Raw genomic sequence first — 24684 nt, forward strand, 5'->3', positions numbered from 1 at the left:
GAATAAATTTCCATATCTATTTAAATAGTGTTTGTAAATGGTAAAACATTTCTAGATGGAAATTTTTAAAATGTGGCACGTCAATCTGGTGAAACAAGCCAGTGAATATTAAATGTTTTAAGTAAGTCGTCGTCATGAATTCAAAATCTTTTACTGCTGTACTCTTTCTGTCCGTGTGTTTGATCTGGGGAACCACTTGGTTCGCAATGGAAGTCGCATTGCACTCTATTCCCCCTGTTCTTGCCACAGGTATGCGTTTTTTCCTTGCTGCGCCTTTGCTGTTTGTGATGGCAAAAGCATTCAAACAACCTTTGATGTTCCCAAAGGGTAAACGTCATTGGATTTTTATCGTGGCTGTTTTCTACTTTGCGATGCCGTTTACTCTGATGATTTACGGAGAGCAATACATCTCATCGGGTCTTGCATCGATTATTTTTGCCAACATGCCGGTTGCGGTGATGCTAATGTCTGGCCTGTTTTTAGGGCTGCGTTTAGCGCGTCACCAAGTGTTTGGTTTGTTGACGGCAGTGGTAAGTCTTTGTCTGATTTTGGGCAACGAGATGCAACTGGGTGGGGAAGATTACTTACTGGGTACGATGTCATTAGCTCTCGCGGTGGCGATGCATGCAGTGATGTATGTGCTAGTTCAAAAATACTGTAAGGACATTCAGGTGCTGACTTATAATGCACTACCTTGTTTTATTGCTTCTCTTCTACTATTTGCTTTATCAGCAGTCTTTGAGCAAATTGATGTATTGGCGTTTACTTACGACTCAGTTCTAGCGGTGGTTTATCTTGGCTTTGTGGCAAGTGTCGGCGGTATTGTGGCTTACTTTAAACTTGGTCAGGTTTCGACACCGTTTCAAGCTTCGATTTGTTTTCTGATTTTCCCTTTGGTCGCGTTATTCCTATCCGCGTTTATTAATGGAGAAATGCTTTCAGAGCAGTCGATTATTTTAATGCTACCTCTTATGTTTGGCATTTTGTTAACCAAAGCTCCTAAGAAGCTTTTCAAGTTCCGCTCAGTGGCAGTACCCGCCGAGTAACGCATAGCAAGAGGCTCTCATGGGCCTCTTTTTTTGCCCTGAATCCGCAACATCCCCTTCTTTTATAAACACTGCAGTAAACGGCGAGGTAGTGCGGTTTTATCCATCCAGTGATTTGGAATCGACATTGGTGTGTCGTAGTAACTTGCCCCAAGAATGGCACCGAGCGGAATAGCTCGTCCACTTGAATCTCCGCCACAGTAAATGTTCTCACGCATGGTGGTTTCGTAGCTTTCTGAGTTCATCAACAAATGACAAATCACCACAAATGAAGCGTCTAAACCGCAATGCATCCCAACGGACTCCGCAACGCTGGTGGCGGTTCTGCCGCTCATCGCTTCTGCACGTTGAATATCGTTAGCAATCTTTGGAGAAACCGTCTGAGCTGCCATCACACACGCTTTGGGCGCAGCGCCTTGCAACGCCATCTGAATCATCACTGCGATAGCTTGGGCATACATAACTGCGGTGTCGTTGTTATTGGTAACCCGCACTGCGGAATCGACCAGTTTAGCGAGTTTGTCATCATCGGAATGAAAAGCCACCAACGGCGGAAGCTTAGATAGTGCAGGGTTTTGCGTGTCGTCAGCCCCACATAAGGTCACACGCAGTTCTTTGTCTTCTAATGCATGAATGTTGAGCAGTGTTTGCTTTGTCGGTTTGTCTGTATAGCCTTGCCATTTACCACCAAAATCAAACCATTCTCGAAACGAGCGAATGTAACGCGCCTCGTCGTAGTGTCCGGTTTGAACCAGAGCGTCTAACATGGCAACAAGCTGCGCGCCGTAGTGGGTGAGATCACCGACTTGCTTGCTACCGTGGGCAAAATAACCTTTGTCATGGTATTCAGTTTGATTAGGTTGATGAAATTCCGGATGTGGAGAACCAAACTGCCTGATGAGTTCTTGATCGTAAAGCCAATGAAATCCGAGAGATGCTGCATCACCGACGAGTGCGCCGATAATGGCATGAAGAGAGCGAGCGTTTCTATGAGTCATCTTGCCACCTTTGTCAACAGGGCTACTCAATAAGTCTTACACAGTTTCTTGGTTTTGTAGGGAAATTTTTCTGTTTTGGATCAAGACTATAGTGCTTAATTAACCATTGATTTATTGGGGTTAAAAGCAAAGCGCCCCGCGAGTGGCGAGGCGTTGGTTTTAGTGGCGTACTATTAACAATAACGATTAACTGTAAGCGCGTGCGACGCGACCTTCACAATCCAAAGTAACCTGTTTTGCGTAAGCCGGAATGAAAACAGATTGTCCTTTTTCAACTTCGCATGTTTCGCCGTTTGCGTGAGTCAGCACAAGTTTGGTATCCAGAGGCATAAGGATCTCAGCGGTTTGAACTTCAAGAGTACGCTGGTGAGCTTGTTTAACGATGGCGAATTTGAAATCGTCGACTGGGATTGGGTATTCCAACATATCGTCGATTTCGTTTGGTGCGAGCAATAGGCTGTCGAACGGCTTCTCGTTGAAACGTGTGCATGCAACAAGTTCTTTCACATCCATGTATTTTGGTGTCAGACCAGCGCGCAGTACGTTGTCTGAGTTCGCCATGATCTCAAGACCTGTACCTTTCAAGTAAGCGTGTGGCGTTTCTGCATCTAAGAACATGGCATCGCCCGGTTGTAGGGTAATCACATTAAGCATCAGTGGTGCAAACAAACCAATATCGCCAGGGTATTGCTTCTCTAGTTCAAGAATAAGGTTGAACAGAGGTAAGTCGGTGATGCGAGCTTGAGCCAATAGCACCGTCAACGCCATCTCTTTCTGTTCGCCCTCTAGTGGCAGTAGACCCGAGAAGAAGGTCGCCAAGCCTGTTGGCGTTTGGTTTGCGATAAGGTCATCCACCAAACCTTGTAGCTCAGGAATCGCCAGCTCAGAGAAGAAGCTGATGATTTCACTTGTTGGGCGGAAGCCATTCATCGCCTGGTATTCGGTTAGCGCGTAAACCAATTCAGGTTTGTGGTTTGGATCTTTGTAGTTGCGGTTTGCAGCGGTTAGGGGGATGCCTTGTTTTTCTTCCAGTGCAAAACCTAATTCTGCTTGCTGTTTGTTTGGGTGAACCTGAATCGACAGCGCTTTCTCAGCGGCAAGCACTTTAAACAGGTATGGAAGTTCACCAAAACGGTTTGTGACTTCTTCACTCAGAAAGGTATTCATGTCTTGAGCAATCAGTGAAGACAGTTTGGTCTCTTCACCGTTTACCATCACCAATGAGCAACCGTTTGGATGCGCGCCCATCCATACTTCTGCTTGTGGTTCGCCCGTTGGGTTTTCAATGCCAAACAGTTGGTTAACAGAAGTAGTACTGCCCCAAGCGTAGTTTTGAATCACGTTGTTCATCAGGAAAAACATCGGATGCTTAGCTTGAGTTTGAATCGTTTGTGTATCGGACATCGTTAAATCAGACATAGAGTGTCACCATGAGAGAAAATCATGGCTTGGGCGACATTGCCCAAGCCATAGGAGCCATTTGGGGGTAGGGGTATTAAGCGGCTGCTTGCATCATTTTCGCTTTGCGAACTTTCTTCAGAGTTACACACGTTACTGCGGTAACTACTGCGCCAGCTGCCATACAAATCAGAGCAAGTACTGGGTGGTTCATCGCGCCAAGTAGAGCCACAACTGGACCGCCGTGAGCAACACTGTTGGTAATGCCGAATGAGAACGCCATTACTGCCGCTACCATTGAGCCAAGTACGTTTGCAGGAATCACTGACATTGGATCTTGCGCCGCGAACGGAATCGCACCCTCAGAGATACCAACCAGACCCATTGCACCAGCTGCTTTGCCCGCTTCGGTTTCTGATTCTTCGAACAGGTCGAACTTACGACCAAGTGCCGTTGCCAGTGCCATGCCGAGAGGTGCAACTGGGATTGCACATGCCATCGCACCCATAAATTGAGTTTGACCACTTGCAATCATGCCCACAGAGAATAGGAACGCTACCTTGTTGAATGGACCACCCATATCGAAGCCAGCCATACCACCAAGTACGATACCCAGTAGAACGACGTTACCTGTACTCATGCTCGTTAGTAGCGCAGTCAGGCCGTCCATTAGGCTTGCGATTGGCGCGCCGATAACGAAGATGAAAAGACCAGCGATGAATAGCGAGCCTGTGATTGGCGCAATCATGATTGGCACTAAAGGTTGAATGAATTTGTGGTAGTTAATCGACGTAATCCACTTCACGAAGTAACCCACAAGCAGACCAGCGATGATGGCACCGATAAAGCCTGTACCTGCGTCTGCGCCGTAGAAAGAACCGTTGTTTGCAATCCAACCACCGATCAAGCCAGGAGCTAGAGCAGGACGGTCAGCAATTGCGTAAGCAATGTAACCCGCTAGGATTGGGATCATCAGCGTAAAGGCAACCACACCGACGTTGAGGATTTGGTTCCACATGCTGCCTTCAGGAATTGCCATGCCCGCTTCACTTGGCTGACCTCCGACGGCAAGAGCAAGTGCAATCAACAGACCACCTGTTACAACGAATGGGATCATGTGTGATACGCCATTCATCAAGTAGCGGTAGAGATCAGAGCGAGCCTGAGAGGCTTTGTTTGCCACAGACGCTTGTGCATTGCTGCTTGCTTCTGCTTGGTATTCTGGAGCGCTTAACGCTTCGTTAATCAGACCTTGAGCATCGCGGATAGGGGCTTTTACGTTGGTTTTAACCACGCGTTTGCCCGCAAAGCGGTTCATGTCGACTTGTTTGTCACATGCCACGATGATTGCGTCTGCACGTTCGATTTCTTCTGCGGTTGGGCTGTTTTTCACACCGATTGAACCGTTCGTTTCAACCTTGATTTCGTAACCCATCGCTGCTGCACCTTTCTCTAGCGCTTCTGCCGCTAGGTAAGTGTGTGCAACGCCCGCAGGACAACCAGTAACACCAATGATGAAGCCTTGGTTTGCTGGTGCGTCTGTCACTGCTTGCGGCTCTTCTTTAGCAAGTAGGAGTGCCAGTGCGTCTTGGCTGTTTGCTGTACCTAAGAATGCATCAATGAAACCATCTTCAATCAGTTTTGAAGACAGCTCTGCAAGAACTTCGATATGGTGGTTATCGCCACCGTCTGGAGAAGCGATCATGAAGAACAGTTTTGAAGGCAAACCGTCTTCAGCGCCGTATTCGATACCTGATTTGCTTACGCCGATCACAACCGCTGGTTCAAGAACCGCGGCACTTTTCGCGTGTGGGATAGCAACGCCATCCTCAAATCCGGTATTACCTAACTCTTCACGTGCTTTTATATCTGCAAGAAATTGCTCTTGGTCTGAAATACGACCTTGGGCGTGTAGAACTGCAACCAGTTCTTTAAATACGTCTTCTTTTGAAGTCGCTTGAAGATCAAGCTTAATCAAGTCTTCATTTATTAGTTTGGTGATCATTGTCGAACCCCTATAAATATAATTTTTATTTCAGGGGTATTTTGAAATTAACCAAGCGGAGACAGTAGTGAAGAAAAAATGCATTTACTGGACGATTGTAACCGCCCGACTAGAGTGTGATGTAGATCGTCTACTGGATAAACTTACTGCATATCTGTGACATTATGTGGAAGTCGATGAACCATAAGTGAAATGTGTCATTGCTCCCATATATAAGGGTTTGAAGACTTTGTTGATGATTTTCTAGACTGGATAATTGATGCGTTAACTGGATTTTTGTAACGTTAAAGTGGAAGTGTGATTTTGCTCAATAGCACAAAAATCCAGTAGGGTGTATATCTATAGGTATAGCATCATGGATGCGTGTTTAAGAGTACGTAAAATGATTTTTCATGATTTGATTTCATCAGTATTAAACGAGCGAGAACCATTCCATAATATATGGTTTGCTGGTGATTTTCATACACCACCTGAATTTAGCTATCAGGTTAACTTCCCTCGATTAGAATTGGTTTTGTCTGGTGAATATATTAATGAAATGGAAAGTCATGATCGCAAAGTGACGCATATCGTGGCGAAAACCGGTGATGCGATATTTATTCCGCCTAACTGTTGGAATAAACCTGACTGGGATACAGATTGCTCGGTATTAAGTATTCTCTTCGGTCGCCGTCAATTGGGTTTGAGTCTCGTATCCAAACGTAAAGGGGAAGCGAGCTTTTACGATATCCAAAAGCACAGTATTCAAACTCGTTCTGGATTTGCCATTGATAATATCTTGGAAGCGCTGAGTTCATTGGCTCGTGAGTGCAATAAAAAGCCAATGGATGAGCTGTTGCTACAAGCCTTGTTGCAATACGCTAAATCGATGTTAGATGCGCCTATTGAGACGCAGGCGCACAGCCGAGTGCAAGATCTGTATCAGGGCATTTGTATCTACATCCAAGAGAACTTTCACCGCCCAATCACGCGCGACAGTATTGCGTCGAGGTTCAGCATCTCTTCTAACCATTTGTCGCGTTTGTTCCGTCAGCAAGGTCACATGACGTTAGCCGATTACATTACGTGGGTTCGAGTAGATCGCGCGAAGTTTATGCTCAAGAAATACAACTTTAAGTTGAATGAGGTATCGGTGCGCTGTGGATTCAAAGATGTGAACTACTTCTGCCGAGTCTTTAAGAACCGCACGGGCAGAACGCCGACGGAATATCGCGGTTCAATCTAGAACAGACTCTAAGCAAGCAGTCTCGACATGGCGTACATCAGAAGCGCCTGCAAGTCGACGCTGCTTTTTGTTAGCAGTAAACGCTCAGCCATTTGGTCGGTCAGCAGGTTACGGGTTAAGTTGGTTGCCGCAATGATGTGTTCGCGAGTCGGTTTCGCTGGCATTACTAATGCGATAGCAAGATGCACTTCCCCCATTTTTGATGCCCAATCCATCGGAATCTCGTTCGCAATAACCGCGACAGAGATGTGGTCCACACCTTCGAACATGACATGTGGTAGAGCAATGCCCGGTGTTACTGCGGTTGAGGATCGTTCTTCGCGTTTGATAAAGGCGAGAATGAGTTCGTCTGGGTGAATCGGATGAATAAGCTGCGCTAGCCCTTTCAGGCACTCAAATTTGGTGAGTTCAGTGTGCGCTTTGGCGTAATGCCATTTAATTTCACAAGGCGGGCAGATTTGCGGAAGACGCTCAGCAAGTTGGCTTGAGAACTCGTAGTTGATGTGAGAACCCACAACGGTAAAGTTCTCAGCAATCATATCTTTGATAACGAAACAGGCAAGCTCGGCATCAATACCAATAGCCGTGATTTGACACAAGTCGCCTTGCTGCAAGCCAACTTGTAAAACCGCGATTGATTTAGTGAGCTCAGCAACGCGATTTTGGGTTATGTTGATGATATGTAATGTGCTTTTGAACTTTTTGGCGACGCGATTAAGGGGCTGCGCTACGTGAGCACTGGCATTGATATCGTCGACAAAAAAGGTGATCTGGTATTCGTTCATCAGCACAGCGTATCATCGACAGTGTACAAGGAACACTTTATCGACATTGAGTAACACGTCTTCAATAGGGATTTGGACTTTGTTGGTGCCTTCAAAGCGAGCTGGTTGTTCAATCTCAATATCGGACACAATTAAGACACGATCCGCTTGTGCAATATCGTGGGGAGTGAGCTGATTCTCAATACCCATCGCGCCTTGCGTCTCAACCTTAATTTGTACGTTATGCTTAGGCGCAGCTTTCATTAGTGCATCTGCCGCCATATAAGTATGAGCGATGCCTGTAGGGCACGCTGTCACCGCTACGATCTTCATGTTCTATCCACTTTATTTTTTTGTGGATTTTAGCATAGTGACCGTCGGAAGGATGGATTTAAAGCAGATAATCGCAAGAGCTCTATCACAGTTTAAATCTCATGTTACATTAATCCAGTTAATGCACTTTTTGTCCTGTATTGGAAAGGACGAGTGTTGGTTACTCTGTACACAGTCATAGATGGAACAAATAACTCATGACTCTCGAGCGTGAACATTGCAAGGTACAAACAATGGACATATTAAACCTTATTGAGCCGGAAACCATTTGCTTGGATTTGCAGGCTCAAACCAAAGATGAAGCGCTCAAAGAGCTCGTCGAATTGTTGGACGCGGCGGGCAAGCTCACTAGCAAAAGTCAGTTCTTGGCGGACATTTGGAAACGAGAAGAGATTGGCAATACCGGCTTTGACGAGGGTATTGCCATTCCTCACGCCAAAAGTAATGCGGTCGCCAAACCCGCAGTCGCAGTGGGCATCAGCCGAAAAGGGATTGATTATGGTGCTGATGACGGCGAGCTGTCTGACGTATTTTTCATGCTGGCTTCTCCGGATGGGGATGACCATCACCACATCGAAGTCTTGGCACAAATTTCCACCAAAATCATTGAAGATGGTTTCGTTAACAAGTTAAAAGCGGCGGAGTCGGTGGAGGAAGCGCGCGAGCTACTTACTGATATTCAATCGAACACGAATGACTCTGGTATCGATCCTTTAGAGTTTGCATCTGAGCCACTCAGCCCTTGGGCGCAAAAGCTCGGCAGAATGAAAGAACACTTACTGTTTGGCACCTCTCATATGATTCCGTTTATTGTCGCGGGCGGCGTATTGTTGTCTCTGTCTGTGATGATTTCAGGTCATGGCGGTGTTCCGGAAGAGGGGATTCTGGCAGATATCGCTGAGATGGGGATAGCAGGTTTGACGCTGTTTACCGCGGTATTGGGTGGTTACATTGCCTATTCGATTGCGGATAAGCCGGGTCTGGCTCCGGGAATGATTGGTTCTTGGATTGCGGTGAGTCACTACAACACCGGCTTCTTGGGCGCGATTGTCGTCGGATTTTTCGCCGGCTTTGTGGTTTGGTTACTGAAGAAGATTCAATTGCCGGACAGCATGAGCTCCCTTGGCTCTATCTTTATCTACCCGCTGGTTGGTACGTTTGTCACCTGTGGCGCAGTGATGTGGGTGATTGGCTCACCGATAGCCAGCGCAATGACGACCATGAACGATGTGCTCACGGGTATGGCGGGCTCTGGCAAAGTGATGTTGGGCACCGTACTAGGCGCAATGACTGCGTTTGACATGGGTGGCCCTATCAACAAAGTGGCGACTTTGTTTGCTCAGACTCAAGTGAATACTCAGCCGTGGCTAATGGGTGGTGTCGGTATTGCGATCTGTACTCCGCCTCTGGGCATGGCGTTAGCGACTTTCCTATCGCCAAGTAAATTTAAACGTGATGAACGTGAGGCGGGTAAAGCCGCGGGCATCATGGGCATGATTGGCATCAGTGAAGGGGCGATTCCGTTTGCTGCCGGTGACCCAGCTCGCGTACTGCCTGCGATTGTTGCTGGTGGTATCGTCGGTAACGTGATTGGGTTTATGTTCCATGTCATTAACCATGCACCGTGGGGCGGCTGGATTGTGCTGCCAGTTGTGGACGGCAAGATTGGCTACATAGTTGGCACAATCGCAGGCTCGTTTACCACAGCATTGATTGTCATTGCGCTTAAGAAGACGGTAACAGAAGACGACAGTCCGGTTGGTCAATCTCAAGCTTATACGTCTGTGCAAGGTGAGGGTGAGGCAGATATTCTTGCCGTGACATCTTGTCCATCAGGTGTGGCGCATACCTTCTTAGCGGCGAAGTCATTAGAGAAAGCCGCCTGTGCGTTAGGCATTAAGATCAAGGTTGAAACACAAGGGGCGAACGGCATCATTAACCGAATCACTGACAAAGATATCGCCAAGGCGAGGTTTGTTATCTTCGCTCACGATGTAGCCATCAAAGAGCCGGAGCGATTTAGAAAAATGAAGGTGCTGGATGTCAGCACTAAAGACGCGATGCTCAATGCTGCAGCACTGTTGCAGGCGAAAAGAATCCCTTAAGTACATATCCCCAAGTAACCTCGATATGCATGGTTCAGCGAGAATGATTTGGTTTTCAGACGAGGCAACGATTTGAAGTTCTAGTGGTGCTAAATCAAAAATCGTTAACAAAGTATGCAAACCAAATCAACTCGCCCTTCGGGAGCTTGTCACTGAAGCGATTTCTTTGTCAAACACCTTGGAAATAGATCACTATTACGCTGCGATGTTTTCCTCGAACTCGAGTCAGTGACCAAGCTCTGAATACTGCATATTGAAGTCACTTGGGGATAATCCCACTAAGGCTATCTGCTAGTTAGCTCCATCATTTTTGATGGAGCTTTTTTTATCCCTGAGAAAAGTGCTTAATCAAGAAATCAATAAAAGTGCGAATGCGCTGAGGTTGGTACTCACTATCTTTGTAAACCAAGTACATTGGTAGCTTAACTGATTGATATTGCGTTAATACTTGAATTAACTCACCATTGTTGAGCTCTTGTTCTACCATCCATTTTGGCATTGCAGCGATGCCTTGCCCAAGCTTCGCCATTTGCACCAACATCTCAGGGCTATCGCTTCGAACCTGTTCTTTCACTTTCACTTTGACTTTAATGCTTTCATTACCATCGCTAAAACGCCACAAGTTAGACGGATTAGAGAGTGAGTAGGTTAAACAAAGATGTTTGCTCAAATCGTTAGCACTAAGAATAGGATCGCGCATGTCGAGGTAACTGGGAGACGCGAAGTAAACTAATTCATTATCCATCAACCAGCGCGCTTTTAAACCCGAGTCTTTTAGGTAGGCGGCACGAATCGCGATATCAACATTGCCTTCAACTAAATCGACAAACTTGTCCGAAACCGACACATCAACGCTAAGCTCTGGATGTTGGTTGAGAAACTCATTCAGTGGCGCAGATAACAAGCGAACGCTAAACGCACTCGGCACTGAAAGCTTGAGCTCGCCAGAGACCGACGCTTGTTCTTGTCTAAGCAGCGACTCGAAGGAATCCATTTGTTCTGTGAGTGTCTGCGCCAGCTCGAGATATTGCTTTCCACCAGAAGTTAAGCTGATAGCGCGAGCATGACGATGAAACAAGGTGATGCCGACTTCACTCTCAAGCCAAGCGATCTTCTTGCTCACTGCACTCTGAGTGGTATTGAGTTCGTTAGCCGCGGCAGTAAATGAACCTAACTGAGCAACACGAGAAAAGACTTTCAAACAATCAAATTTATCCATGATGCATTCCTGTTTGGAATGATAAGTAGCTAAATATTACCCTCCTTAAGTTTTAAGTGGAATGCTTTAATACTTCCATCATCTGTTCGGGAGTTAAAATTATGGTGTTGATTCAAGGGTTGTTAATCGCGTTTTTCTTGTTTGCCAGTTCTATCAAAATCATCGGTTGGGTGAAGCCGATTTTTGAGCCACAGCTCGCTTTTTTTCATAAATATGGACTGAACCGTGCCGCTATGTTTCTGGTTGGACTGGTTGAGGTGACGGGTGCAATTTTGATGTTAATTGGCTTGTTATCGACGAACAACTTGTTAAGTGCGATAGGTGCAAGTTTTATTGTTTTCACCTCAGTTGGTGCGATGTTTTTCCATTTTCGTTTTGATACTTGGAAAGATGCGATTCCGTCAATTGTGACGCTTTTATTATCACTTTTGGTGGCTTCGCCTTTGATTGAGTTTGTTGCGCTTATTTAAGACGAAATTATTGCAAGTAATGTTCTGAAATCTTTAGTAACATGTTTCAAATAGTAATAGTTTCAAAACATAACGTATTTCGAATTCAAGGAGGCTTGCAATGGAAAAACTAAGAGTAGCATTTATTGGTCTGGGTGTGATGGGATACCCAATGGCTGGTTACCTAAGTAAAGCGGGCTTTGAAACCAAAGTATACAACCGCACAAAAGCGAAAGCCGACAAATGGGCTGAAGAATACCAAGGTGTTGCTTGTGAAACACCACGTGAAGCGGCAGAAGGCTGTGACATCGTTTTTACCTGTGTGGGCAATGATGATGACGTTCGTAGCGTTGTTTACGGTGAAGAAGGCATTCTGGTTGGCTTGAAAGCGGATGCAGTTCTAGTGGACCACACGACCACTTCTGCAGACCTAGCGGTTGAGCTGGCTGAAGCGTGTGTTAAGTACGGCAATCACTTCATTGATGCGCCAGTTTCTGGTGGTCAAGCGGGCGCAGAAAATGGTGTTCTAACCATCATGTGTGGTGGTGAACAAAGCATTTTTGATCGTGTTTCTTCAGCGATGGATGTGTACGCGAAGCAGATGACACTACTGGGTGAAAACGGTCAGGGTCAACGCTGTAAGATGGTAAACCAAATCTGTATTGGTGGCGTTTTACAAGGTCTGAGTGAAGCTTTGCTGCTGGCACAAAAATCAGGCTTGGACATCGCTCAAGTCGTAGAAACGTTGAAGCACGGCGCTGCAGGTTCATGGCAGATGGAAAACCGCGCAAATACGATGGCGGAAGATAAGTTCGATTTTGGCTTCGCTATTGATTGGATGCGCAAAGACTTGGGTTTTTGTCTGCAAGAAGCAGAGCGAGTGGGTTTAGAACTTCCACTGACTAAGAAAGTGGATGAGCAATACGCAGACCTTCAACGTGATGGTTTAGGTCGCATGGATACATCAGTACTGATCAAAGCGGTCGCTAAAAATCAGTAGTTGATGAATCAGTAATAGATAAACAGTTCTTTGGTATCAAAGAGCTTAAAGAAATCTAAGTTAATCATAATGAATCTCCTTGAGCATTGGTTGTGGCTAGTGATTAAGGATTAGTGATTTGAAATCAGGAGGTGCTGTAGAGCACCTCCTTTTTTATGTCTTTTAATCACACAGTGTGATGATTACCGCGTTCGCTTACTTGTTTAAGCCTAGTGCAATCTCAAGACCTTTGCCGTACGCTTCGTCCGCTTGGTATGCGTGTTGAACGTGGCGCTGTTGGATGAACTCTGGCACACCGTCAATTGCGCGAGCTGTGTTGTCGAACAGAGTTTGACGTTGCTCTTCGCTCATTAGACGGAATAGGTTACCCGCTTGGCTGAAGTAGTCTTCGTCTATACGGTGATCGTAGTGATCAGCGTTGCCGTTGATGCGTAGAGGTGGCTCAGAGTAATCTGGTTGCTCTGCCCATTCTTGTTTGTAGTTTGGCTCGTAACCTAGTGTTGAACCAAAGTTGCCATCAACGCGCATTGCGCCATCGCGGTGGTAGCTGTGAACAGGGCAACGAGGTGCGTTCACTGGGATTTGATGATGGTTCACACCTAGACGGTAACGTTGAGCATCGCCGTAAGCGAATAAACGACCTTGTAGCATCTTATCTGGAGAGAAGCCGATACCAGGTACTACTGCTGCTGGGTTGAACGCTGATTGCTCAACTTCTGCGTAGAAGTTTTCTGGGTTACGGTTCAGTTCGAACTCACCAACTGGGATCAGCGGGTAATCTTTTTGAGACCATACACGTGTTAGGTCGAATGGGTTGAAGTTGACTTCATCCGCTTCTAGCTCAGGCATGATCTGTACGTACATCTTCCATTTAGGGAAGTCTTGACGCTCAATCGCTTCGTAAAGGTCACGGTGATGGCTTTCGCGGTCTTTACCTACGATTGCTTCTGCTTCTTGGTCAGTTAGGTTTTTGATGCCTTGCTGAGTTTTGAAGTGGAATTTCACCCAGTAACGCTCGTTTTCTGCGTTGATGAAGCTGAATGTGTGGCTACCAAAACCATGCATATGACGGTAAGAAGCTGGGATACCACGGTCACTCATTACGATAGTCACTTGGTGGAATGCTTCTGGTAGTGATGTCCAGAAATCCCAGTTGTTTGTAGAGCTACGCATGTTAGTGCGAGGGTCGCGTTTTACTGCGTGGTTTAGGTCTGGGAATTTTAGTGGGTCACGTAGGAAGAATACTGGTGTGTTGTTACCAACCAAGTCCCAGTTACCTTCTTCAGTGTAGAATTTTAGTGCGAAACCACGGATATCGCGTTCTGCGTCTGCTGCACCGCGCTCACCAGCTACAGTAGTGAAGCGAGCGAATAGTTCTGTTTTTTTGCCGATGTCAGAGAAGATCTTAGCGCGAGTGTATTTTGTGATGTCGTGCGTTACTGTGAACGTACCGTAAGCACCAGAACCTTTTGCGTGCATACGACGCTCAGGGATCACTTCGCGGTCAAAGTGTGCCAATTTTTCAAGGAACCAAACGTCTTGTAATAGTTGAGGGCCACGAGGACCTGCAGTCATAACGTTTTGGTTATGTGCGACAGGGCAACCTGCTGCTGTAGTCAATTTCTTGCTCATTTGAATTTCCTTGCAATAGTGATAATAAATCTTGTCTTTTGGATGAATCCGAAAGTTATGCGAGGAGAATAACGCTGTAATTGAGAAGAAAAAAACTGTTATTAGCAATCAGTGTGATAGGTGTCACCTATGCTTTAAGTTGTTGTTAATTAATGGCTTTGTGTCAATTAACATTATTTGTCGTGTGGATTATAAATGGTATTCAGGCATGTTTAGTGTGAATGGTTTCTGCCTATTTCAAAGATTCCCGAAATAGACAGAAATTCTCAACGGTTTGAGAAGGCCTCAACTCGATTAACCGAACTTCACTTCAAGTTCTTCTGCTTTAGCAAACGCAGAATGAGTCGCGAGCTGTGCACCATAACGTTGGATGTTTGGGAAGCGCTCAATGACGCCAAACTTGTTTAGGATATCGACGACAAAAGACATCATGAAATCCGCGCCTGTTAGTCGCTCTTCTACAAAGTAGGTTTTCCCTTCTAGGCTTTGATCAACGTAGCCCATGACTTTCATGGTTTCCACATCGGCGTAGTCCGCAAGGAAATTGGTCTGTGCGCCATCTTTAGCAACAAACATCTTGAGCAGCAGGGGAACCATGGCTGAGCTCTCTGCAAAATGCAGCCATTGAATGTACTGCGTGTAAGCTTTGCTGCTACGCTCTGGTGCAAAACGTCCATCTGCATACTTTTCAATTAAGTATTCAGTGATAGCACCAGACTCTGTAACGATCTCGTCGCCATCTTCCAATACAGGTGACTTGCCGAGTGGGTGAATGCTCTTGAGCTCAGGTGGCGCAAGGAAGGTGACACTGTCACGAAGGTAAGGCACGATCTCATAATCCACCCCCAATTCTTCTAACAACCAAATGATGCGTTTTGAGCGAGACTGGTTTAAATGATGCAGTTTAATCATAGAAGAATCCTTTCTTATACAGGTTGATTGGTTTGAATAACAAGCTTGCCGAAGTTTTTGCCTTCCAGTAGACCAATGAATGCCTCTGGCGCGTTTTCTAAACCTTCTACTAGATGTTCGCGATAGTGGATTTTGCCTTCTGCTAGCCATTGGCTTACATCTTTGACGAAGTTTGTGTAGCTTTGCTCATAGTGGTCAAAAATGATGAAGCCTTGCATCTTGATGCGTTTAACCAGAATGTTACCCATCAGCATCGACATACGATCTGGGCCTTCTGGTAATGCTGTCGCGTTGTATTGAGAAATCAAACCACAAAGTGGCACGCGAGCGCCGACATTTAGCAGAGGTAACACGGCATCAAAGACTTTACCGCCTACGTTTTCAAAGTAGACATCGATACCTTTGTCGCATGTTGCTGCTAGCTGCTCTGCAAAGTCATCTGCGGTGTGATCAAGACAATCATCAAAGCCTAGGGTCTCTTTTGCGTACTGACACTTCTCTGCGCCGCCTGCGACACCGATTACACGACAACCTTTTAGCTTACCGATTTGACCAACCATAGAACCAACCGCACCAGTTGCAGCTGCGACAACTAGGGTATCGCCAGCTTTGGGCTGACCAATTTCCAATAAACCCACATAAGCGGTAAAACCAGGCATACCAAGCACACCGAGGGCATAAGACGGATGCGTCGGCTCGCTGCCTAATTTAAACAGACCTTCGCCGTTAGATAGCGCGTAATCTTGCCAGCCTGTGTAAGCTACCACCCATTCGCCAGTTTGGAAGTCGGAGTTCTTCGATTCCACCACCTGACAAACGGTTCCGCCAACCATCACATCGTTTAGCTCTACAGGATCAGCGTAGGATTTGCCTTCATTCATACGGCCGCGCATATATGGGTCAAGAGACAGGTACACGCTACGTAAAAGCACTTCACCTTCGCTCGGGGTAGGGATGGCATTCTGTTCTAAACGGAAGTTCTCTGGGACTGGCGAACCTTTTGGACGGTTAGCCAATACGATTTGACGGTTGAGCGTTTGGGTCATGGTAAGTTCCTATATTAATTATTAGACCAGTCGTCTAGTTTTGATTCCTAAAAAATCCGCCGTACTTTTTGGGTAAAGATAAGGCGGATTAAGTGTGGTTCGTTATTTGCCTTTTAGCATACTTTGAGTGCTCTCAAAGCTACGCATTAAACCGGAACGATCCTGATACAGTTTGTTGAGTAAGCTTGCGCCAATCCATTGATGGTAAATCAAATGGGCGGTTTGTTCTGCTGACTCAACTTGGATAGAGCTGTCTTCAATGCCCGCTTGGACACAATCTTCGATGGCTTTCACTACTTGAGTGGCACCCGAAGCCAGTTTTACGCGCATTGCTTCTGAAAGATCAGAGACTTCAGCACTCAACTTCACGACTAAGCACTTGTTGGCGTTACATTGGCCATTTTCAATCGCCATCCAGCGTTCGAAATAGCTCAAAAGGCGGTCGCAACCAGAGCCTTCACTTTCAGTAAAGTGGGCTGTGATCATCTTAAGGTAGCGAGAGAAGTAATCTTCAATCAATGCCTCACCAAATTGCTCTTTCGACTTAAAGTAATGGTAGAAAGAGCCTTTCGGCACATCCGCTGCCTTTAAAAGTTCTGAGAGCCCAACACTGGTAAAACCTTTGGTCACTACCAATTGGTAGCCGACATCGAGAATGTGTTGGCGTGTATCGTTCGTTTTTGCGTTCATGAGCAATACTATAAAAGCGATTAGACCAGTCGTCTAGTAAATTATGGTTCTTACTTGATCAGTTCGTATTCAATCACATACAGTTCATCGATATTCGGATAGATCTCGCGAATAAGCTCTTTCAGTTTTGGCAGTTCAATCGCTTCTTGTTCTGCGTGGAACTCGTTGATGTCATCAAACTTCAGTGGTGCCACTGATAGGATTTTGATGTCACACACCTTACGGTCTGTTTCTAGGGTGAACACTTCCACTTCAGTGTTTGGCACGTAGTGGCTTTCTGATTCATCACGAATCGTGATCGTCTTTTTACCCGCAGTGATAAGTGGTGTTAGGAATTCAAAGAAAGTGATTTTAGTTGGATGTGAAGACATAACCGATGCTCATATTAATGTAATAGGGCGAGAGTATATCTCGCCCTTTAAGAAAAATATCCAAAAAAGTGCTAACCGAGGAAACCCACGCTGAGTCGCTATTTCGAGGAGCGCAGTCGGTAGTAGGTCTCCGTATGATTGCCACTTTTCGCTTTAACGTTATTGGTCTTTCCCTGTTCATTTTTGACAGGGCTGAAGGTTAAAATGATGCCGAAAGCTTTGTTCTCGAACTCGTTTTCCGTCATTGGAATGAAAGTAAATGAGGGTTGACCTACCATCTGAGCTTTTAATGCTCCATCATCAATGAACACCTCTACTACCTTTTTGCCATCCAAGGCTTTATATGTTCCCGTGAAGGCCTTAAGTTGCCCTTCATTCATTGTCATGTTTGGGCGGTCATAATCTGGCAATTCAACCTTCTCATCAAAGTACAAACCGACAATGTTTCTCACAATGTCGTCATAGGTTTCATGAAGTCCGTTGATTGAGATGACTATCGCAACATCTTGTTTGGGGAAGTACAGCATTGACGAGCGATAACCTTCCAAGAGGGCATTGTGCCCATAGCGTTCCAGTTGCGAGTATTCAGGGCTGTAAATACCAAAATACTCCTTCAACATCATTTGCACTGCTTCTTTCGGGAGCAACTCACCTTGGAACAGTGCCCGAATAAACCGAGAAACATCGAGTGTTGTTGACGTAACGCTCGCCGCTGCACCTGTTACGGTTGGCGACCAGTGCGGTGTGATTGCCACCCATGCGTTGTTCCAGTAATAGAAAGACGTAATGTGAATATCGCACGCCTTGAGATCAAGGCAATACTGAGTGTGCGTTAAGTTCAATGGTTGCGTGATTTGAGCGCGGAGTACCTCGTCAAAGCTCTTTCCCGTCACTTTTTCAATGATATAGCCTAGCAAAAGGTAATTTGCGTTTGAGTATTCATATTGACTGCCTGGTGGAAAGTTAGAGGGTAGCGCTGCCAATCTCGCAATCATTTGTGCTTGCGTTTGAGGCTTTGCGTAGTAACTCAGAAAGTCGGGTTCATCAATAAAGTTCACCAACCCAGAGCGGTGTTGGAGCAAATCTCTGATGCTGATGTTCTCAGCGTTGCTAATCTCAGGAAAGAAGTCGTTCAGTTTGGTGTTCAAACTAAGCTTATTTGCTTCAATTAACTGCATCACCATGGTAGCCGTCATGGTTTTGGAGATAGATGCCACTTTGTATGGGCTTGAGCTGTCTGCAGAAACATAACCACGGCTGGCTAATAAACCAACTTTACGGTTTGAGTAACCAGTTTGTTTGTCCAACACCACGTTACCTTTATCCAAAATAGTGAAGCTGCCCATGGCTTTGTTGTATGTGAAGAGATCGTCGATATAACTGTTGATGACGGTGAGTTTGTCTTCCTGTGCTTGTACTTGTGTTAGGCACAAGAGCGCAGTAACTAAGGCAATAGCGGATTTGAATGCAATTCGAGAAAGTGTTCTTTTTAAAATCAAGGCGCTGTACAGAATGGAGAAAGGATAGAGAGAGTATAACGCCTGTGGAGGACAGGCGTGTAGTTTGTCATTTTAGAGTGATGAATAGGCCTAAAAAGCTAATGATTAGCAAAGAGCTTTATAAACTTGGCACAGAAATAGCCCAAGATAATACCTATCCAGTTAGTACTAAGATCTTCAAAACCGAATGAACGAGTGGCGATAAACAACTGGCTGAGCTCTTCTAACGATACAATGCAAAGCAATAATATAAGAAGGCGGATGCCAAACATGTCCGCTTTTGTTGCGCTTACCCATTTAGGGAAATTAAATACGGCGAGAAATCCGATTAAAAGACTGAACGTAAAGTGTAATGTACTGGAGCCGCCCACATAGCTCTCCAGTTCTTGATAAACGCTGTGGTCTATATCTGAGCTTTTCCAAAGTGATAAAGACACCGTCAACAACAGTACCGCAGCGAAGCTTAGTCGAGCAATTGTATTGGTCATATTTACCCCACAGGAAAGAAGCCTAGGTGACGTTTAACAAAATAAAGAGCCGCCAAGTTTTGAATGGCTAACCCTATCGCCATAGCCCATGCAGCCCCCAGAACGCCGTAACCATTTGAAAGTAAAATCAGTAGCGCAATGGAAATAACACCAGAGACAATGGTGATGTATTTCATGGTCTTTTCATGGCCGCTCATTAACAGTAAGAAACCAACGGAACCCGTCGCGACATTAATCAATTGCCCCAGAGATAAGGCCAATAATAGAGGTGCAGCAGCAATAAACTCTTTACCAAACAGTTGCATGATGAATTCAGGGAATAACACACAAATGATGACGGGGAGAATCGCAGCCCCAATGTTTGCTCGACATGCAAGGCGGCTTAGATTGCGTAGTCGGTCCATTTTGCCCTCTTTGTAGAGTGAGGCAAACATAGGCGCAACAACAAAGTTGATGGTGACAAGAACAAAGCCAATCAACAATGAGGTTCTTTGTGCTGCTGCAAGTAAACCGAGATCTGACGTCGAAATAAAAAAGCCCGCAATGACGAGGCTTCCCCACTGAACGAGGTTAGTGAAAATACTGCCAACCCAAACCTGATTTGCTGAATAGGTAAGTTCCTGATTATGTTTGGTACTTCCGTGTTGGTATTCACCTGAGCGAAGCCATTTTAATGTTGAATGGATAGCGACTACGGTGGTAGCGACTAAAAACAGCACCATTAGCACGTCGGTACTGATTGGATAAACGTCTTTGGCAAAGATAATCAAAGCCACCATTAGAAAGCTTACGCCAAGCTGCAATGCAATCAGAGAAGTAATGACTTTTCTTGATGCTTGTAGGACGCGACTGTTGGTTTGGCCAATAACGAGAAGAGGAATCGCAATAATGGCAAGCGCTAAAGAGAAATTCGAGGCTTGAGTCGTATTGAGTTGTTCAGGAAATGTTGTAAAGGCTAGATATAGCAAAGAACAAACGGCGACACAAAAGAGCAAGCTGCGGGCAAGTGCGATTCGGTAATTGTTACTCTGCCCGTGACGGTTTTGATTTTTAAATGCGATTGCGTTGAATTTTACTAACGAAATATTAAAACCGAGCTGAGCAATGATTGCGACTAATGAGACAAGGTTAAACAGATAAAAAAACTGACCCGCTGTGGTCGTGTTTGAATATCTTGAAACCACGAGGGTCAACAAGAAAGCGAAGAAAGCGGCGAGGGCTTTCACTATCGCCGTTGCAGCACCAAGTGAGAAAAATTGCTTTTTGTCACTTGGCAAGTTTTGAAGTTTTTGATTAATCGATTGAAGCATAAAAAACCTTAGCTGTAGATACTGTTCAGCGCTAAGCGTTGCTTCTCTTCACTGAACGCTTCATTTAAACCGACCGTGTACTGGTTGAAGTCAATGTCATGGTAATGATTAATGCAGTGTGTCAGCTGCTTCGCCATGTCTTGAGGGGTTTGTGCTAAGAATGGATAATTAAGATCTTTAGTAGCACCGATTGATCGAATGACCATAGGTAGGTGTAATTTTGCCGCTTCCAAAATGGTCAAAGGCATGCCTTCCCAAGCAGCGGTATGCAGATACATATCTGAACTTTTCAGCAAGTTGACCACTTCATTTCGTGGAATCATTCCAGTGACCGTTATCCCTATCTCACGTAGTTGATCTTCGAGCTCAATATCACCACCACCAATCCAAGTGATGTCGAACTCTCGATTTAGGTGGTTTGGTTCTAGGGAGGCGAGAGTTTCAATCAAAAACTGAGGGTCTTTTTGAGGTGCAACACGACCGAGCACAACAAGTTTTAGCTTGTCTTTTTGTGGGCTTCTAGCGCGTGTTTCACTGTTATAAGTGACGTAGTTATTCAGTAGTTCCGCACGTTTAGCTCCGATACTTACTGCGAGGTCGCATTCTCTTTGACTGCAACCTGCTACAACATCGATCTTATTGAGTGATATTTTTTCTAACGTTTTGTAGAGGTTGCGGGAAACATTTGAAATATCTTCACGTTCAAATGCATAGCAATGTGGCGTGTAGACTAGACGAGAACGACCAAGTTTCAAGAATCGCCCTAGGAAGCCGGCTTTGCTTGAATGCAAATGAACAATGTCTGGCTTTAATTCAGCAATAAGCGCATTGGCGTCTTTCATAAACTGCCATAAGCCACCTTCAACCCACTTTGTTTGCTTGAATACGTGATTACTGGATTCATTAGTCATGTCGTTTGAGCGTGCACGAGCAAGTAAGGAGTGTTCGTAAGGCTCGGCGCGGGAGGAATGTACATAACTGTATAGCGCTGTTTGAACACCACCACCGAACGCTTCGGTAATATGTAGTACTTTTTTCATTATGACTTTGTCCCTGGTGTTTGCTTCCATTTATTTTTGAATGCTTCGCGCTCTTGCTCAGAGTAAACGTGGCGGTATAAAGGGAGGTCATACATATAGAAAAGCTTTGAGAAATCGTAACGTTCTTTAAAGTATTGGTGGATGTTGGAGTACCATTTGTTTTTTGCCTCGTTGCTGTTTTTAAGCACGAATTTGTCAAGCTGAAGAAACTCACCGATTTCTTGGTCTAGAGAGCTAAGTTGCTCACATTTGATCAGAATGACACTCGCTTTCTCATTGTCGAATGTATAGAACGGTTTCGTGTTATCAATATCTTGACGTAAAACATCAATATTGAAATTGCGCTTCAGTTCGTTATCAAACCAGTTAGCAAAGTAGTTAAGATTGATGTAGTTATCGAAACAATGTTCGATGTGCTTATACGTAACATCCATATCTCGATGGATGGCATCATTTTTCTTCCCTTCAATAAATTGGAGGTGTAAGTCTTGGAAAAAACGAGAAAATACTGTCGCGATAGGATCTCGAACTAGCGTAACGATCTTAATATGTTCACGCTTTTGTAGAATGCGCTTACGCTTGTTGAGTACTAGGCGGTACATGGTGCGGTTCTTAAAATCAAAGAACTTACTTACGTCCTTTTTGTTGTGATACATGTGGAATTCTTCATGATCATCAAAAGTATGAATGTGGTAACTCGGGATTTTTCGTTCACCTAACGTGTGTTCAATTGAGGACGAACCTACTTTGCCCATTTGATAAACCAACACAAAATTGTCTGCTTGAAGTTCTCGGTTCTTTTCAAATTGTCGAGAGATTGAATATTTCATTTATCCTATCCTTGATAACTTTAAATTCGTTGTTCCGCGGTGTGATTAGTTGTTGGTTATAGGCGGAATCGGTAATTCAGTTTGATCGTTATGATCAGGTTGTTTAAGAGGTTCTATCTGACGACTATAATGCCGTTTTTTGCTGATCATGACGGGTAGTAAAAGTATTAAAATGATGGTGGTATTCACCGCGACGAAAAAAACCATCACCAGAGCGTAAATAGAAAGCAATAAGCTTTTTCTGTTTACTTTCAATGTCTTGAAGCATTTCTTCATAAAGTGGAAGTAACCACCAAATAGTAAGGCAATGCCGAGTAAGCCATACTCTATTGAAGTGTCGAGAATGAAATTGTGGGTATAAATAGCCAACTCGTCGTAGTTGAAATAATGAATCATATAATGAGGCAGCATCTTTGCTCCGACGCCCAAAATAGGATGCTCAAGTAAGATGTCGAGGCCGTTTGCCAACAGTAATTTACGGTGTAAATTGGAAACCCAGCGAGCCTCACTTTGGTTGGCGAACAGAATGTCCTCTTGGGTTATTTCAAGCTTATCCGCCAATTGTTCAAACCCAAAATAGAGTGCGGCGGATATCGTCGCTAAGATAATCAAAGTGCTAACGAGTAACACCGTCCATGCATACGTTTCGTTGAGGGTTTGACGGATTAATCGTTTAATAAAAAGCTGGTCGATGAAGACTAACAAACAGAAACCTAGCAGTGCTTTCCTTTCTTGCGACATGAGCAGTAGAGCAAAAGCAAGCAGCATTAAAACAGGGAAAGCTTTGATTCGTGCTCGATATAAATAGAGAAGGGAGCAAAGAACACCAAAAGCGTATTTACTGACGCCAAGAAGTTTAAAACCGCTGTGGTAACCTTGCGCAAAGTGCCACGCTGCGACGAGAGCGCAAATGATCAGCAAGCAATAGGTGAAGTACACCATCACTCGTTCATCGCTAAATACACCATAGGCGTATAACACCCCCAATAAACTGAGTATTGCAACCCATTGAACGGTCTCTGTGATTAAGGGGAAGATAGGTACGCGATTCAGCATGCCATTAACAAACACGTAGCCGGTAAACAACAGCAAGAATCCAATTCCAGGGTGGAACAACTTATGCGCTTTTCCTTCAAGGACAACCAGTGCAGCAAACCCCAGCGACAGCAAGCTCGCAATATCTGATGGTGCTAAAGTAACCCCTCCTAATCCAACCTTTATCGGCACGAAGAATAGAGCTAGGGTAATCGCAGCAAGCAGCGACACACGGTTACTTGCTGGTGCAGAGTTGCTGGTAAAGACCATAGTAACCATCTCGGAATTTATCGATTGTGTATAGCTTGGCACGATTCACGGAATATTCACTGGCGTGGTCGTAGAGTCCGATCGTGTTGCATAGTTGAGCGATCTTTTCTGCTAACTGCTCTGACGCACCGACAGTGAACAAATATTCCTTGTTACCCATGACCTCATCCAACCCGGGTACATCAGAAGAAAGTACAGGCAAACCTGCCGCCATCGCTTCGACCGCAGCAAGACCAAAGCCTTCAATATGTGATGACTGGACATAAACGTCCATATTAGAAAGAAAGGCGGGGATATCAGAAACTACGCCATGAAAATGAACACGTTCTACAATATTGAGTTGTTGGCACAACGACTCTAATTCATGTCGCTTTGCTCCATCGCCAGCAAGGTGTAGCTCATAATTGTGAGGCAATAGTGCAACAGAACGGATAAGCGTTTCATGATCCTTATGTTCATGCAGTCGGCCAACCATACCGACGTTAATCACGCTTTTTTGAGCAAGTTGGCTCTCAGTTTTCACCTTCATCGGGAAGCGTTCAAGGTCTACTCCGTTGTGAACCACACGATATTTGTGTTGATAATGAGGCATAAACTTAACCAACTCTTCTTGCACTTTTTCACTGATGCTGACAGTCAGGTCATGGCCTCTATAAAGGATGTATTCTAAGAATTTAAATAGTGGGTAGTCGCGACGACGATTGTAAGAGCAGTGTTCGGTTTGAATACGCTTTTTTCCAAACGCCAATAAAGCAAGGTAGATTGAGGGGTAAAGATGGCCGTGCACTAAATCTGGCCAACGCAATACCGACCACCTTTCTTTAAGGGAGAGTGTTTGCCAGTTGAAGCAAACGACTCCTTGTGCGGAAAGTTGATCCAAATAGTCGTTGTCATCGCATAATACTAGGACTTTGATTTCATACTCTGGCCCGTGTTCCATGACGAGATCGACGAGAAACTTTTGTGCACCACCATTCTTGGATAGGTCATTGATAATGTGTAGTATTTTTGTTGTCATG

At 45.0% G+C, this 24684-nt stretch carries 23 protein-coding genes; 5 read left to right on the forward strand and 18 right to left on the reverse strand.

Going from position 1 to position 24684, the window contains the following annotated elements; all coding sequences use genetic code 11:
* Positions 1 to 134: 134 nt before the first annotated feature.
* Positions 135 to 1046: a DMT family transporter gene (locus ATB76_RS01630; RefSeq protein ID WP_038870406.1), complete on the forward strand. Its 912-nt coding sequence runs from the start codon at positions 135 to 137 to the stop codon at positions 1044 to 1046.
* 62 nt (positions 1047 to 1108) lie between these two features.
* Here the strand turns inward: ATB76_RS01630 and ATB76_RS01635 are convergent, their stop codons facing one another.
* The 3 genes from ATB76_RS01635 to ATB76_RS01645 all read right to left on the reverse strand — a co-directional run bounded on the left by ATB76_RS01635 (position 1109) and on the right by ATB76_RS01645 (position 5447).
* Positions 1109 to 2044 carry an ADP-ribosylglycohydrolase family protein gene (locus tag ATB76_RS01635; protein WP_061034467.1) on the reverse strand — a complete coding sequence of 312 codons (936 nt, stop codon included), beginning with the start codon at positions 2042 to 2044 and terminating at the stop codon, positions 1109 to 1111.
* Positions 2045 to 2230: 186 nt separating this feature from the next.
* Positions 2231 to 3463: a mannose-6-phosphate isomerase, class I gene (gene manA, locus ATB76_RS01640; RefSeq protein WP_061034468.1), complete on the reverse strand. Its 1233-nt coding sequence runs from the start codon at positions 3461 to 3463 to the stop codon at positions 2231 to 2233.
* Between the two features lie 76 nt (positions 3464 to 3539).
* Positions 3540 to 5447 carry a fructose-specific PTS transporter subunit EIIC gene (locus tag ATB76_RS01645; RefSeq protein WP_038881097.1) on the reverse strand — a complete coding sequence of 636 codons (1908 nt, stop codon included), beginning with the start codon at positions 5445 to 5447 and terminating at the stop codon, positions 3540 to 3542.
* Between the two features lie 382 nt (positions 5448 to 5829).
* Here ATB76_RS01645 and ATB76_RS01650 point away from each other — a divergent pair, with 382 nt between their 5' ends.
* Positions 5830 to 6672, forward strand: coding sequence for an AraC family transcriptional regulator (locus ATB76_RS01650; protein ID WP_005451367.1), 843 nt, complete (start codon positions 5830 to 5832; stop codon positions 6670 to 6672).
* An 8-nt stretch (positions 6673 to 6680) separates the two neighbouring features.
* Here ATB76_RS01650 and ATB76_RS01655 read toward each other — a convergent pair whose 3' ends face one another.
* Entirely contained in the window at positions 6681 to 7457 is a 777-nt protein-coding gene (locus tag ATB76_RS01655; RefSeq protein WP_017819357.1) for a PTS sugar transporter subunit IIA, read from the reverse strand.
* Positions 7458 to 7469: 12 nt separating this feature from the next.
* Positions 7470 to 7769 carry a PTS fructose transporter subunit IIB gene (locus ATB76_RS01660; RefSeq protein ID WP_005441202.1) on the reverse strand — a complete coding sequence of 100 codons (300 nt, stop codon included), beginning with the start codon at positions 7767 to 7769 and terminating at the stop codon, positions 7470 to 7472.
* Positions 7770 to 8002: 233 nt separating this feature from the next.
* On the opposite strand from ATB76_RS01660, the gene ATB76_RS01665 reads away from it, so the two are divergent.
* Positions 8003 to 9874, forward strand: coding sequence for a fructose-specific PTS transporter subunit EIIC (locus ATB76_RS01665; protein ID WP_038870415.1), 1872 nt, complete (start codon positions 8003 to 8005; stop codon positions 9872 to 9874).
* A 325-nt stretch (positions 9875 to 10199) separates the two neighbouring features.
* Here ATB76_RS01665 and ATB76_RS01670 read toward each other — a convergent pair whose 3' ends face one another.
* A complete protein-coding gene (locus ATB76_RS01670; RefSeq protein ID WP_042600114.1) occupies positions 10200 to 11093 on the reverse strand; it encodes a LysR family transcriptional regulator in 894 nt (297 codons plus the stop codon).
* Between the two features lie 101 nt (positions 11094 to 11194).
* Between ATB76_RS01670 and ATB76_RS01675 the strand changes: the two genes are divergently transcribed.
* On the forward strand, positions 11195 to 11563 hold the full coding sequence (locus tag ATB76_RS01675) for a DoxX family protein (protein ID WP_042600115.1): 369 nt from the start codon (positions 11195 to 11197) through the stop codon (positions 11561 to 11563).
* 100 nt (positions 11564 to 11663) lie between these two features.
* Entirely contained in the window at positions 11664 to 12542 is an 879-nt protein-coding gene (locus ATB76_RS01680; RefSeq protein WP_061034469.1) for an NAD(P)-dependent oxidoreductase, read from the forward strand.
* 195 nt (positions 12543 to 12737) lie between these two features.
* On the opposite strand, the gene ATB76_RS01685 is transcribed toward ATB76_RS01680, so the two are convergent.
* The 12 genes from ATB76_RS01685 to ATB76_RS01740 all read right to left on the reverse strand — a co-directional run bounded on the left by ATB76_RS01685 (position 12738) and on the right by ATB76_RS01740 (position 24683).
* Positions 12738 to 14174, reverse strand: a complete 1437-nt coding sequence (locus ATB76_RS01685; protein ID WP_061034470.1) for a catalase — start codon at positions 14172 to 14174, stop codon at positions 12738 to 12740.
* Between the two features lie 294 nt (positions 14175 to 14468).
* On the reverse strand, positions 14469 to 15086 hold the full coding sequence (locus ATB76_RS01690) for a glutathione S-transferase (protein ID WP_061034471.1): 618 nt from the start codon (positions 15084 to 15086) through the stop codon (positions 14469 to 14471).
* 14 nt (positions 15087 to 15100) lie between these two features.
* Positions 15101 to 16132, reverse strand: coding sequence for an NADP-dependent oxidoreductase (locus tag ATB76_RS01695; RefSeq protein ID WP_061034472.1), 1032 nt, complete (start codon positions 16130 to 16132; stop codon positions 15101 to 15103).
* A 102-nt stretch (positions 16133 to 16234) separates the two neighbouring features.
* Positions 16235 to 16822, reverse strand: coding sequence for a TetR/AcrR family transcriptional regulator (locus tag ATB76_RS01700; protein WP_039839911.1), 588 nt, complete (start codon positions 16820 to 16822; stop codon positions 16235 to 16237).
* 50 nt (positions 16823 to 16872) lie between these two features.
* Positions 16873 to 17193 carry a N(4)-acetylcytidine aminohydrolase gene (yqfB, locus tag ATB76_RS01705; protein WP_005432046.1) on the reverse strand — a complete coding sequence of 107 codons (321 nt, stop codon included), beginning with the start codon at positions 17191 to 17193 and terminating at the stop codon, positions 16873 to 16875.
* A 98-nt stretch (positions 17194 to 17291) separates the two neighbouring features.
* Positions 17292 to 18692 carry a serine hydrolase domain-containing protein gene (locus ATB76_RS01710; protein WP_061034473.1) on the reverse strand — a complete coding sequence of 467 codons (1401 nt, stop codon included), beginning with the start codon at positions 18690 to 18692 and terminating at the stop codon, positions 17292 to 17294.
* Between the two features lie 98 nt (positions 18693 to 18790).
* Positions 18791 to 19180 carry a VanZ family protein gene (locus ATB76_RS01715; RefSeq protein WP_038867193.1) on the reverse strand — a complete coding sequence of 130 codons (390 nt, stop codon included), beginning with the start codon at positions 19178 to 19180 and terminating at the stop codon, positions 18791 to 18793.
* 2 nt (positions 19181 to 19182) lie between these two features.
* On the reverse strand, positions 19183 to 20490 hold the full coding sequence (locus tag ATB76_RS01720) for an oligosaccharide flippase family protein (protein WP_061034474.1): 1308 nt from the start codon (positions 20488 to 20490) through the stop codon (positions 19183 to 19185).
* 8 nt (positions 20491 to 20498) lie between these two features.
* The gene (locus ATB76_RS01725; protein WP_061034475.1) at positions 20499 to 21530 is read right to left on the reverse strand and encodes a glycosyltransferase; all 1032 of its coding nucleotides are present in this window, start codon (positions 21528 to 21530) and stop codon (positions 20499 to 20501) included.
* Entirely contained in the window at positions 21530 to 22360 is an 831-nt protein-coding gene (locus ATB76_RS01730; protein ID WP_038867197.1) for a putative capsular polysaccharide synthesis family protein, read from the reverse strand. The genes ATB76_RS01725 and ATB76_RS01730 overlap by 1 nt, the downstream gene beginning before the upstream one ends.
* A 45-nt stretch (positions 22361 to 22405) precedes the next feature.
* On the reverse strand, positions 22406 to 23665 hold the full coding sequence (locus tag ATB76_RS01735; RefSeq protein ID WP_061034476.1) for an O-antigen ligase family protein: 1260 nt from the start codon (positions 23663 to 23665) through the stop codon (positions 22406 to 22408).
* Positions 23631 to 24683, reverse strand: a complete 1053-nt coding sequence (locus ATB76_RS01740) for a glycosyltransferase (RefSeq protein ID WP_061034477.1) — start codon at positions 24681 to 24683, stop codon at positions 23631 to 23633. The genes ATB76_RS01735 and ATB76_RS01740 overlap by 35 nt, the downstream gene beginning before the upstream one ends.
* Position 24684 lies beyond the last annotated feature (1 nt).

The organism is Vibrio sp. MOR3, from assembly GCF_001557775.1.
Taxonomy (GTDB): domain Bacteria; phylum Pseudomonadota; class Gammaproteobacteria; order Enterobacterales; family Vibrionaceae; genus Vibrio; species Vibrio jasicida.